The sequence below is a fragment of the Rathayibacter sp. AY1C9 genome, from assembly GCF_002932315.1.
Classification (GTDB): domain Bacteria; phylum Actinomycetota; class Actinomycetes; order Actinomycetales; family Microbacteriaceae; genus Rathayibacter.
Genome location: NZ_PSVZ01000005.1, coordinates 85021 through 97359, shown reverse-complemented (window position 1 = coordinate 97359; position 12339 = coordinate 85021). Strand labels below are relative to the sequence as shown.

Below are 12339 nucleotides of genomic sequence, written 5' to 3'. Positions count from 1 at the left end.
AGGAGCGGTGTCAGGAGACGTTCGGCGGCAGGACGGCGTCACGCTTGCTCGCGTCGGCGTTGCTCAGCCGGCCCGTGCCCGCGAAGGTCGACAGCAGATCGAGCTCTCCGTTGATGACCGTGGCGAGGCGGCGGATGCCGTCACCGATGCGCTCCGGCGTCGGGTAGCAGAACGAGAGGCGGATGTTCTGACGTCCGTCTCCGTTGCCGTAGAACGCGGTACCCGGCGTGTACGCGACGAGCTCCTTCACTGCGCGCGGCAGCATCGCCTTGGAGTCGAGCTCCTCGGGCAGCGTGACCCAGAGGTAGAAGCCGCCGTTCGGGTTCGTCCAGCTGAGGCCGGGCAGATGGGTCTGCAGGCCCTTCAGCATCGCCTCTTTCCGCTCGCAGTAGACGCCCCGGAAGGTGTCGATCTGTCCGCGCCAGTCGGCCGTCTCGAGGTACTTCGAGATGACCAGCTGGCTGAAGGACGACGGACTGAGGACGGCCGCCTCGTTGGCGAGGATCAGCCGCTCGCGGATCGCGTGCGGAGCGAGAGCCCAGCCCACCCGGAAGCCGGGAGCGAGCGTCTTCGAGAACGTGCCGAGGTAGATCACTCCGTCCTCCTCCAGCGAGCGCATCGCCTTCGGCGGGACGTCCTCGAAGTAGAGGAGGCCGTACGGGTTGTCCTCGAGCACGAGGATTCCCTCGGACTTGCAGATCTCGAGGATCTCGACGCGGCGCTCCCAGCTGAGGGTCACGCCCGCGGGATTGTGGAAGGTGGGGATCGTGTACAGGAACTTGATCGTCTTGCCGGCGGCGCGCACGCGGGCGATGTGCTCGCGGAGGGCGGCGGGGATGAGCCCGTGCTCGTCCATCGGGACGTGCTCGACCTCGGCCTGGTACGACCGGAAGATGACCATCGCCGTGACGTAGCTGGGGCCCTCGGAGAGGACGACGTCCCCCGGGTCCAGGAACAGCTTCGAAACGAGCTCCAGGGCGTGCTGAGAGCCCGTGGTGACCACGATGTCGTCCGCGCTGGCGGAGATGCCCTCGAGGGCCATGACGTCGAGGATCTGCTCGCGCAAGACGGGGACGCCCTGGCCCGACCCGTACTGCAGCGCGACGGGCCCCTGCTCCCGCATCACGGTGTCGATGGCGCCGGTCACCAGGTCCTGGGGGAGCGCGGACACGAACGGCATGCCGCCGGCGAGCGAGACCACTTCGGGGCGTGACGCGACGGCGAACAGGGCTCGAACCTCGCTGGCGGCCAGACCGGCCGTGCGCTCCGCATAGGAGTTGTACCAGGGGTCGAGGTTGGTGCCGCGGTTGGTCACGATGGTTCCGCTTCGCTCGGTGGACAGTGTCTCTCCGGCCGGAGCCGGGTGGATCCACAGTACCGGCCGGTCCTGTGCTGCGGCGGGGCGGTCGGGCGCCACCGCGGGGATCGTGGCCTGCGCCCCAGCGGGTCTGTTTCACGTGAAACAGCCCCGGGAACGAGGAGAGCCCCCGTCACGACGTGACAGGGGCTCTCGGAGACCGCAGAGGGCGGTCAGGGGTGCGAACTTAGAGGAACGCGGCCAGGTCGGCCTCGAGGGCCGGCTTCGGCTTGGCGCCGATGACGGTCTTCACGACCTCGCCCTTCTGGTAGACCTTCATCGCCGGGATCGACGTGATCTGGTACTTCGCAGCGGTCTGCGGGTTCTCGTCGACGTTCAGCTTGACGATCTCGATCTTGTCGCCGTGCTCGGCCGAGATCTGGTCGAGGATCGGCGCGACCATGCGGCAGGGGCCGCACCACTCGGCCCAGAAGTCGACCAGGACGGTCTTCTCGGAGTCGAGGACGTCGGACTGGAACGATGCGTCGGTGACGCTCTTCGCGGTGGACATGGTGTTCTCTCCTTCACGAGTCGGCGGGCTGCCGGCTCCGATGTGCGATGACCGGACGGTCAGCGGGTGATGAGCTCGGCCCGGGGTGAGCCTTCGGTGTGGGCGGTGCCATCGGCGAGCGAAGCGAGGTAGTGCTCCGCGTCGAGGGCGGCGACCGTTCCGGATGCCGCGGCGGTGACGGCCTGACGGTAGGTCGGGTCGATCACGTCGCCCGCGGCGAAGACGCCGGGAACGGAGGTCTGGGAGGAGCGGCCGACCACCGAGATGGTGCCCTCGGTGGTGAGGTCGAGCTTGCCGTGCACGACGTGCGTGCGCGGGTCGTTGCCGATCGCGATGAACAGGCCGTCGAGGTCGAGGTGGGACTCGGTGCCGTCGACCGTGTCACGCAGCTTCACGCCGTCGACGTGGTTCTCGCCGGTGATGCCGGTGACCTCGGCGTTCCAGATGAACTCGATCCTGTCGTTGTCGAAGGCGCGCTTCTGCATGACCTTCGAGGCGCGGAGCGAGTCCTTGCGGTGGATCACGTAGACCTTCGCTGCGTGCTTGGTGAGGAAGGTCGCCTCCTCCATGGCGGAGTCGCCTCCGCCGACGACGGCGATGGTCTTGCCCTTGAAGAAGAAGCCGTCGCAGGTGGCGCACCACGAGACACCGTGTCCCGATAGGCGGTCCTCGTCGTGGAGGCCCAGCTTGCGGTACGCGGATCCGGTCGCGACGACGACGGTCTTCGCCTCGATGCTCTCGCCGGAGCCGAGATGGACGGTCTTGACCTCGCCCTCGAGATCGAGGGAGGTGACGTCGTCGTAGAAGGTCTCGGCGCCGAACTTCTCGGCCTGCGCCTGCATCGAGGTCATCAGCTCGGGGCCGAGGACGCCGTCGGGGAAGCCGGGGAAGTTCTCGACGTCCGTCGTGTTCATCAGGTCGCCGCCGATCTCGACCGACGAGGCCACGACCACCGGGTGCAGCTCGGCGCGCGCCGCGTAGATGGCGGCGGTCCAGCCGGCGGGGCCGGATCCGATGATGACGATGTCGCGCACGGCAACTCCTCGGGGTCTGTACGAGCGGTGACGGGTGGGGCGGGAGCCGAGCACCCGGAGCCGGTCGCTCGAATCGTTCCGCGGCTCCGTGGGCTACAACACATCCTAGGCGGGCACTATTCCGCGGGCCCGGGAGTGCCGGTCGTGCCACGCGCCGCTCGATGCAGCAGCCCAGGAAATGCGATCTGACCAGGCTTTTACCGGAGCAGCATCAGCGGCCGAGTCGGCGGAGCACCGGAGCCAGGACGGCGCGCAGCTCCGGCACCCGGAGGAACCAGAGGACCGCGAAGTAGACGAGCGCCATCACGGTGCCGATCGCGGCCATCGAGAGCAGCGGCTCCACGTAGTTCGAGACGGCGAAACCGCCCGCGCGCGTGCCGCCGAGGGCGACCAGGACGCCGTAGCCGGCGGCGGCCGAGGGCACCGCGGCGAGGACGAACTGCGCGAGCCTCACGAGGATCCGCCTGCCTCCGCGGCCGCCGAGCCGGCGGCGCAGGAGGAGGGCCGCCACGAGGGCCTGCACGCAGATGCCGAGCGAGGTCGCAGCGGCGATGCCGACAGCGGTGCGGTCGGCGGGGAGCCGGAGCACGATCAGGTACCCGGCGACCGCCACGACGACCTGCACCAGGGTGAACAGGAACGGCCGCGCTCCGTCGCTCAGGGCGTAGAACGCGCGCTGCATGATGGCGATCGAGGAGAACAGCGGCAGGGCGATCACGTAGGCCACGGCGATCGCTCCGATGGCCTGCGCGTCCGCGAACGAGTCGGTGAAGACGGAGCCGAACGGCACTGCGACCACGACGATCGCGGCGGCGGCGAAGACGAGCATCATCAGCACCAGGCGGAGCGAGGTGGAGACGTCCGAGCGGAACTCCTTCATCTCCCCCCGTGCGGTGTGGCCGCTCATCTTGGTGAAGTAGGCCATGGCGATCGAGATCGCGATGACCGAGTGGGGCAGCATGAAGATCAGCCACGCCTTCTGCAGCGCCGCGGCCGAGGGCCCCTCGCCGGACGCGGTGGAGGAGACCTGGCTCTCGACGATGCCGGCGACGATGGTCAGCAGCACCGTGGCGAACGACCACAGCGACATCCGCCCGGCCGTGCCGAGGCCGACGCCCCGGAAGCGGAAGTCGGGGCGGTAGCTGAGGCCGACCCTCCGCCAGAAGAGCATCAGGAACAGCGACTGGACGACGATGCCCAGTGTCGCGCTCCCGCCGAGGAGGGTGACCATCGCCGGGGACCACGAGTCGACCGGACGGTTCCCCTCCGGATCGGCGCCGAACAGCACCATGAAGGCGACGAGCCCGGCGATCACCACGACGTTGTTCAGCACGGGCGCCCAGGTGAAGGGGCCGAACGAGCCGCGGGCGTTGAGCACCTCGCCGAGGATGGTGAAGAGACCGTAGAAGAAGACCTGCGGCAGGCACCAGAACGCGAAGGCGACGGCCAGCTGGTACTGCTCCGGTCCGTAGCCGGGCGCGTAGAGGCGCACGAGCAGGGGAGCGAGGACCGTGGCGGCGATCGTGGTCACCAGGAGCAGGCCGAGCGCCAGGGTCAGCAGGCGGTTGATGTAGCCGCGGCCGCCGTCGGCGTCGAGGCCCGCCCGCACGATCTGCGGGACGAGGACGGCGTTCAGAGCGCCGCCCGCGATGATCGAGTAGATCGTGTTGGGGAGCAGGTTCGCCGTCGTGAAGGCGTCCGCGCCCGGCGCGACCGCGGCTCCGATCGTGTTCGCCATGACGATCGACATGATGAAGCCGAGGATCCGCGAGACCATCGTGCCGGAGGCGAGGACGGCGCTCGCGCGTCCGAGGGAGAAGCTAGCCACGCGGATCCGATCGCTGGTCGTCGAGGTCGGGCTGGACCTCGAGCACGGCGTTCGGGTCCTCCTCGTCCTCAGGGGTCTCGCCTCGACGGCGACGGCGGATGTTGCGGAGGATGCCGGCTCCGAAGACGACGACGAGCGCGATCCCGATGACCAGGGTGCCGACGGTCTCCCAGTCGGCGCGGACGCTGGTCGTCATGCCCGTGGGGGTGCCGATGGGGACGCCCTGCGCCGAGGTCAGCTGCAGGCCGAGACTCGTCTCGCCGTTGCCGACCCGGGCCTTCACGGGGATGAGGACGCGGCCCTGCGAGCGGGCGTCGATCTCGGTGGTCTCGATCGCCTCCTCGTCGATGTCGAGGACGGCGTTCGAGGTCGAGGCCTGGATGCGGACGGCGATCGGCCAGGGGAGCTCGTTGCGGACGTACACGGGGATGCTCGAGTCGCGGGAGACCTGCAGGATGCTGCCGGTCGCGTCGATCGACACCAGCGAGAGCGTCCGGTCGGCCTCGGTCATGGCCGCGCCGACGGCGTCGCCCCAGCCGCTGCTGTCTCCGCGCCAGGTCACCGAGAGCAGCGCCAGCACGTCGTTGCGGCTCTTGCCCGACAGCAGCTCCGGCTCCTGCAGCACGGAGGAGAAGGCCTCGACCTCGGAGCCGGCGTCGAGCAGATCGCGCACCCGGTCGAGGCGCGACTCCGACTCCGGCGAGTCGACGACGCTGGCGCCCTCGGTCGCGGGGACGGCGAGGGCGGTGGAGAGGGCGACTCCGCGGGCCCAGGGCAGCGACTCGATCGCGTCGAGGGTCTCGGAGAGGCGCGCGGCGCCGATCGCCGAGCCGCGGCCGAGGGTGAGCACGACGTCCGGCGCGGTCCCCTCCTCCTGCACCTCGGCGAGATCGGTGGCGATCTCGGACATGCGGGCGCGCCACTCGGTGTCGTCGGTGGCGGTGGCGGCCGCGTCGAACGCCTCGGTGAGGCGCGAGTCGGCCACGACCAGGTCCGAGTTGCCGACGGTGGCGCGCGAGGTCGTGGTCACCTCCTCCGGCAGCAGGAGACCGGAGGAGGGGACGACCGTGCGGTTCATTCCGCTGGCCGCGTAGACGTCGAGGTCCGACCCCCGGAGAGTGCCCTCGTCGGGCCAGGCGACGCTGCCGAGGGAGGTGCTCCAGTCGGAGGCGAGCAGCGACTCGGTGCTCGGACGCGCCGGCAGGTCCTCGGCCGGCTGGTCGGAGTCGACGGCGACCGTGGGCGCCGGGCTGGCGGTGCCGGGGACCGCGGCGAAGCGGGTGTCGTCGATCGCGTACTCGAAGGAGGTGGGAGAGAGGAGGGCGGAGAGCCCGGCCTGCGCCTGGGCCGAGACGTCGGCGTCGGCGTACGGCAGGGCGAAGCGCTCGTTCGGCACGGACTGCAGCCGGTCGAGCCAGTCGAGGGCCGACTCCGGAGCGGCGCTGCCGAGAATGCGGATCGAGGCGAGGATGCGCGGGTCGACCCCGATCGTGACGCCCTTCCCCGCGACCGCGTCGAGCTGCCGGGTGAGGGTCCCCGTGCCGTCGGTGTAGTCGGCGAGGGCCTCGGCCGAGAGCAGGCCGTCGGCCGTGTCCGGGACGGTGAGCGGGACGAGGACGCTGACGCCGGTCTCGCGCTCCGGGGCCGCCGCGTCGTCGGTCAGCTCGACGGCCGTGCGGGCGGTCGAGACGACACCACCTGGACCGGTGACCGTGACGAGGACGGCGTGGGTGCCGAGCGCGGTCCGGTCGTTGGAGAAGGGGATCTGGTCGACCGGCACGGTGAGGCCGGCCTCGGCGGTGCTGGAGGGCAGCAGGCGCAGCTGGGCGGTCGCACGGACCGGGTCGGTGTCGTTGTCGGCCTCGGCGTCGAGCCAGTCGTGCAGCTCCGCGCGGGTGTCGAGGGTGGCGTAGGAGAGGGCGACCGTCACGTCGGCGCTGTCGATCGCCTCCGTGGTGCCGTTGCGCACGGCGATCGAGAGCTCGAGGTCCTGACCGGGCCGCAGGACGCCGTCGCTGCCGGCCCCGGCGGTCGTGGTGACGGTGCCGGGAGCGGGCGTCGAGATCGCCGTCGCGGCGGCGACCGGGGCCGCGAGGGCGGGGGAGGCCACGCCGGTCAGGCCGAGCGCGAGGGCGGCGGCACCTGCCGAGCGGAGCAGGAGGAGTGCCGCCCGCGAGCGGCGGGAGCGGAGGGAGGGGTCGCGCCGATGCATCGGACTCACTCGGCCTCCATGCGGGTGATTCTACGGGCAGCCCTCCTCGGGGCAGGCGGTGCGTCCGCTGTGCACGCGGTTCCCCCTGTAACCCCCTGGCACGGTCACCCGCTGACGGGACACCCCCCGCCACTAGGATCGTGCGAATGCACAGCGTCCAGACCGCTCTCGAGACCCTCCGCGCGCTCGCGGGGACGCCCACGGTGGCGCGGCTGGCGGAGGCGTTCGCAGCCCAGGGCCACGAGCTCGCGCTGGTCGGCGGCCCGGTCCGCGACGCCTTCCTCGGCCACGGCGTGCACGACCTCGACTTCACCACCTCCGCGCGCCCCGACGACATCGTGCGGATCGTCGCTCCGATCGCCGAGGCGCACTGGGACATCGGCCGGGCCTTCGGCACGATCGGCGCTCGCGTGGCCGGCGAGACGGTCGAGATCACGACCTACCGCAGCGACAGCTACGACGGGGTGAGCCGCAAGCCCGAGGTCGAGTTCGGCGACTCGCTCGAGGGCGACCTGGTGCGGCGCGACTTCACGGTCAACGCGATGGCGCTGCGGCTTCCGGAGGTCGTCCTCGTCGATCCCTCGGGAGGAGTGGAGGACCTGCTCGCCGGCCGGCTGCGCACCCCCTCCCCCGCCGACCTCTCCTTCGGCGACGATCCGCTCCGGATGCTCCGCGGCGCGCGCTTCACCTCGCAGCTCGGCTTCCGCACCACCGACGAGGTCGAGTGGGCGATGGCCGAGCTCGCCGGACGGATCGACGACGTCTCGGCGGAGCGCGTGCAGGAGGAGCTGCGGAAGCTCCTCGCGACCGCCACGCCCCGTGCCGGCCTGGAGCTGCTCGTCGACACCGGTCTGGCCGGTCGCTTCCTCCCGGAGCTGCCCGCGCTGCGCCTGGAGCAGGACGAGCACCACCACCACAAGGACGTCTACACCCACAGCCTCACCGTGCTGGAGCAGGCGATCGCGCTGGAGGAGTCGCGGCACCCCGGAGCCGCGCCCGACGTCGTGCTGCGGCTCGCCGCCCTCCTGCACGACATCGGGAAGCCGGCCACGCGGCGGCTCGAGCCGGGCGGAGCGGTGAGCTTCCACCACCACGACCTGGTCGGCTCCAAGCTCGCGATCAAGCGGATGCGCGCACTGAAGTTCGACAACCAGACGACGAAGGACGTGGCCCGCCTCATCGAGCTGCACCTGCGCTTCTTCGGGTACACGGACGGCGCGTGGACCGACTCCGCGGTGCGCCGCTACGTGACCGACGCCGGGCACCTGCTCGAGCGGCTGCACATCCTCACCCGCGCCGACGTGACCACGCGCAACCGCCGCAAGGCCGACCGGCTCGCGCACGCCTACGACGACCTCGAGGCGCGCATCGCGGAGCTCGCCGAGAAGGAGGAGCTCGCCTCCAAGCGCCCCGACCTCGACGGCACGCGGATCATGGAGATCCTCGGCCTCGCCCCGGGCCCCGAGGTCGGGCAGGCGTACCGGTTCCTGTTGGAGCTGCGGCTCGAGGAGGGTCCGCTCGGCGAGGAGGTCGCGACGCAGCGGCTCCGCGAGTGGTGGGCGTCGCGCTGAGGCGCTGAGCCGGGCCCCGTGCTCGCCTCGCCCTGCGCCCGGGATGGTGCGCCTCGAGCGGATCCGTCCGGCGCGTCGCGGCGGTCCTGTTGTAGTCTGTACAGGTTGTCCACGACCAGACGCACTCGCGTCCGCGGGAGTGGGCAGATGCTACATACCCTCCTGTCACGGAAATACCGTGGCCGTTCAGTCCGAAGGAGGTGGGTTAGTGACGCATCAGTACGAGATCATGGTCATCCTGGACCCCGAGATCGATGAGCGCACCGTCGCTCCGAGTCTCGACAAGTTCCTCAACGTCATCCGCACCGATGGTGGATCCATCGACAAGGTCGACGTCTGGGGCCGCCGTCGTCTGGCGTACGAGATCAACAAGAAGTCCGAGGGCATCTACGCCGTCGTCGACTTCACGTCGACCTCCGCCGCAGCGAACGAGCTCGACCGTCAGCTGAAGCTGTCCGAGGCCGTCATGCGCACCAAGGTGCTGCGGGCCGAAGAGGGCATCGCCCAGGTCGCGGCCGCCGCGAAGCTCGCCGACGAGAAGGCCGCCCGCAAGGCCGCCAAGGCCTCGGCCGCTCCCAAGGCGTAGCGCTCATGGCCGGCGAGACGATCATCACCGTGGTGGGGAACCTCACCGCCGACCCCGAGCTGCGCTACACGCAGGGCGGGCTCGCGGTCGCGAACTTCACCATCGCCTCCACGCCGCGCACCTTCGACCGTCAGGCGAACGACTGGAAGGACGGCGAAGCGCTGTTCCTCCGCGCCTCCGTCTGGCGCGAGTTCGCCGAGAACGTCGCAGGAACGCTGACCAAGGGCAGCCGCGTCATCGCGACCGGCCGCCTGAAGCAGCGCTCCTACGAGACGAAGGAAGGCGAGAAGCGCACCAGCATCGAGCTCGAGATCGACGAGATCGGGCCCTCGCTGCGCTACGCGACCGCGCAGGTCACGCGCGCCTCCGGTGGAGGCGGACGCGGCCAGGCCGGTGGCGGCCAGGGCAACGGCGGTCAGATCGGCGGCGGCCAGGGCGGCTTCGGCAGCGGCGGTCAGGGGGGCTCCGGCAACGCCGGCGGCAACCGTGGCGGTCAGGCCGAGGAGCCGTGGGCGCCGAGCGCTCCCGCCGGTGGCGACGTGTGGAGCACGCCGGGCAGCTACAACGACGAGACGCCGTTCTGAGCCTCGGCTCGGACGCTCTCCTCACCTGAATCACGCCTCCCCCGCACCGCGATCGCTCGCGGCGGGGCAGGGGCGAACCAGAATCTAAGGAAACCACTATGGCTGGAAAGAGCAGCGGCGACCGCCGCAAGCCGATCCGCGGCAAGGGCGCGAAGAACGCGGCCCCCGCGAAGTCGGTCCGCGTGGGTGTCATCGACTACAAGGACGTCGCGACCCTCCGCAAGTTCATCTCGGAGCGCGGGAAGATCCGCGCCCGTCGTATCACCGGCGTCTCCGTTCAGGAGCAGCGCCTCATCGCCCGTGCCGTCAAGAACGCCCGCGAGATGGCGCTCCTGCCCTACGCCGGCAGCGGAAGGTAGGTAACGGTATGTCCAAGGTCATCCTGACCCACGAGGTCGACGGACTCGGCTCGGCCGGCGACGTCGTCGACGTGAAGAACGGGTTCGCCCGCAACTACCTCATCCCGCAGGGCTTCGGCGTCGCGTGGACCCGCGGTGGCGAGAAGCAGGTCGAGCAGATCAAGTCGGCGCGAGCCGCTCGTGAGCACAAGACCATCGAAGAGGCCCAGCACACCAAGCAGGTCCTCGAGGCCAACCGCGTGAAGCTGACGGTCAAGGCCGGCAAGGACGGCCGCCTGTTCGGCTCGGTGAAGACCTCCGATATCGCGAACGCGGTGGCGGCGGCCGGATTTGGCGAGCTCGACAAGCGCAAGATCGTCATCTCGAACGCGATCAAGCACGTCGGCGAGCACGAGGCCGTGGTGCGTCTGCGTGACGACATCCAGGCCACTGTGAAGCTGCAGGTGGTCGCGGCCAAGTAAGGCCGCGAGAACGCCGCGGAGGGCGGTGCGACGGGACTTCCGAGTCCCTCGCACCGCCCTTCGTCGTTCCCGTTCTCCACAGCTCCATCCACATACACCCTTCAGCGGGACCAACCTTCACTGTGGTCTTGAGACTCGTTTCCCCACACACCTGTGGAAAGCGGTGAATGCCTGGTCAGAGGCCAGAAAAAACTTGCTGAGAGCCGCTGATCCCACAGGGTTGTCCACATGTTGCCCACAGTGGGCCCGGCGTTTCCCCTCGGTTCTGCACAGCTCTCTCCACAGGGCGGTTTGCGTGCCGCGGGCGGCGGTCCGTAGGGTGGCGCAGCGCCCCGCGAGGGGTGCGGGCAGGCGCCCGTGCGCCGCTGTCGGAGGTCGCTGGTAGACCGGATCCCGGCACCGGCTCGACCGGACGCGCAGCACCCGACAGGAGGAGGCGAAGGCATGACGATCGCGCACCTGGCGGTACCCGGCTCGGACGGACGGGACGGTCGCGGAGACCGCGGCGAGTCGCGCGGGAACGAGCGGACCCCTCCGCACGACCTCCTCGCCGAGCAGTCGGCGCTGGGCGGCATGCTGCTCTCGAAGGACGCGGTCGCCGACGTCGTCGAGAGCGTCAAGGGCACCGACTTCTACATCCCCAAGCACGAGATCGTCTTCGACGCGATCCTCGCCCTCTACTCGCACGGCGAGCCCACCGACGTCATCGCGGTCACCGACGAGCTCACGAAGCAGGGCGAGCTGCAGCGGGCCGGCGGCGCCGACTACCTGCACACGCTCACCTCGATGGTCCCCACCGCGGCCAACGCGGGCTACTACGCCTCCATCGTCGCCGAGCGCGCTCTGCTGCGCCGCCTCGTCGAGGCGGGCACCCGCATCGCGCAGATGGGCTACCAGGGCGAGGGCGAGGTGCTCGACCTGGTCAACACGGCGCAGGCCGAGATCTACAACGTCACCGGCTCCGAGACGGCGGAGGACTACGTCCCGCTGACCGACGCGGTGACCGTCGCGATCGACGAGATCGAGGCGGCCGCTCACAAGGACGGCAGCTTCACCGGCGTCCCCACCGGCTTCGCCGACCTCGACGACCTGACCAACGGCTTCCACGCCGGGCAGATGATCATCGTCGCCGCGCGCCCCGCGCTCGGAAAGTCGACGCTGGCGCTCGACTTCGCCCGCGCCGCCGCGATCAAGCACAACATGGCCACGATCTTCTTCTCCCTCGAGATGGGGCGCAGCGAGATCGCGATGCGCCTCCTCTCGGCCGAGGCGTCCGTGCCGCTGCAGCACATGCGCAAGGGCACGGTCGACCAGCGCGACTGGACGACCATCGCCTCGACCCGCGGCCGGATCAACGACGCGCCGCTCTACATCGACGACTCGCCCAACATGACCCTCGTCGAGATCCGGGCGAAGTGCCGCCGGCTCAAGCAGCGGGTCGGGCTCAAGATGGTCGTCATCGACTACCTGCAGCTGATGACCTCCGGCAAGAAGGTCGAGAGCCGCCAGCAGGAGGTCTCGGAGTTCTCGCGTGCCCTCAAGCTCCTCGCGAAAGAGCTGCAGGTGCCGGTCATCGCGCTCTCGCAGCTGAACCGAGGCCCCGAGCAGCGCGCCGACAAGCTCCCCGCGATCTCGGACCTCCGCGAGTCCGGCTCGATCGAGCAGGACGCCGACATGGTGATCCTCCTGCATCGCGAGAGCGCCTACGAGAAGGACAACCCGCGCGCGGGCGAGGCCGACCTCATCGTCGCCAAGCACCGCAACGGCCCGACCCGCACGGTGACCGTGGGCTTCCACGGCCACTTCTCGCGCTTCGCCGACATCCCGGCGGTCTGA

The 12339-nt window shown here is 70.2% G+C and carries 11 protein-coding genes; 6 read left to right on the top strand and 5 right to left on the bottom strand.

The features are described 5' to 3' along the window. Positions 1-10: 10 nt before the first annotated feature. The 5 genes from C5D09_RS05710 to C5D09_RS05690 all read right to left on the bottom strand — a co-directional run bounded on the left by C5D09_RS05710 (position 11) and on the right by C5D09_RS05690 (position 6942). Complete coding sequence (locus C5D09_RS05710; RefSeq protein WP_104268813.1) at positions 11-1315, bottom strand: PLP-dependent aminotransferase family protein; 1305 nt, start codon at positions 1313-1315, stop codon at positions 11-13. Between the two features lie 229 nt (positions 1316-1544). Beyond that, complete coding sequence (trxA, locus tag C5D09_RS05705; RefSeq protein ID WP_104222687.1) at positions 1545-1868, bottom strand: thioredoxin; 324 nt, start codon at positions 1866-1868, stop codon at positions 1545-1547. Positions 1869-1927: 59 nt separating this feature from the next. Continuing rightward, complete coding sequence (gene trxB / locus C5D09_RS05700; protein WP_104222688.1) at positions 1928-2902, bottom strand: thioredoxin-disulfide reductase; 975 nt, start codon at positions 2900-2902, stop codon at positions 1928-1930. A gap of 211 nt (positions 2903-3113) precedes the next feature. Continuing rightward, on the bottom strand, positions 3114-4730 hold the full coding sequence (murJ, locus tag C5D09_RS05695; protein ID WP_258062842.1) for a murein biosynthesis integral membrane protein MurJ: 1617 nt from the start codon (positions 4728-4730) through the stop codon (positions 3114-3116). Next, positions 4723-6942, bottom strand: coding sequence for a DUF6049 family protein (locus C5D09_RS05690; protein ID WP_104268812.1), 2220 nt, complete (start codon positions 6940-6942; stop codon positions 4723-4725). Before C5D09_RS05690 ends, murJ begins: the two co-directional genes overlap by 8 nt. Before the next feature lie 146 nt (positions 6943-7088). Here C5D09_RS05690 and C5D09_RS05685 point away from each other — a divergent pair, with 146 nt between their 5' ends. From C5D09_RS05685 to dnaB, 6 genes are all read left to right on the top strand, one after another. Then, positions 7089-8513: a CCA tRNA nucleotidyltransferase gene (locus C5D09_RS05685; RefSeq protein ID WP_104268811.1), complete on the top strand. Its 1425-nt coding sequence runs from the start codon at positions 7089-7091 to the stop codon at positions 8511-8513. 208 nt (positions 8514-8721) lie between these two features. Further along, a complete protein-coding gene (gene rpsF / locus C5D09_RS05680; protein ID WP_068207796.1) occupies positions 8722-9099 on the top strand; it encodes a 30S ribosomal protein S6 in 378 nt (125 codons plus the stop codon). Between the two features lie 5 nt (positions 9100-9104). Continuing rightward, a complete protein-coding gene (locus C5D09_RS05675) occupies positions 9105-9683 on the top strand; it encodes a single-stranded DNA-binding protein (RefSeq protein WP_104268810.1) in 579 nt (192 codons plus the stop codon). A 98-nt stretch (positions 9684-9781) separates the two neighbouring features. Next, positions 9782-10042, top strand: coding sequence for a 30S ribosomal protein S18 (gene rpsR / locus C5D09_RS05670; protein WP_055784551.1), 261 nt, complete (start codon positions 9782-9784; stop codon positions 10040-10042). A gap of 8 nt (positions 10043-10050) precedes the next feature. After that, positions 10051-10503 carry a 50S ribosomal protein L9 gene (gene rplI / locus C5D09_RS05665; protein WP_104222692.1) on the top strand — a complete coding sequence of 151 codons (453 nt, stop codon included), beginning with the start codon at positions 10051-10053 and terminating at the stop codon, positions 10501-10503. Positions 10504-10947: 444 nt separating this feature from the next. After that, complete coding sequence (gene dnaB, locus C5D09_RS05660) at positions 10948-12339, top strand: replicative DNA helicase (RefSeq protein WP_104225797.1); 1392 nt, start codon at positions 10948-10950, stop codon at positions 12337-12339.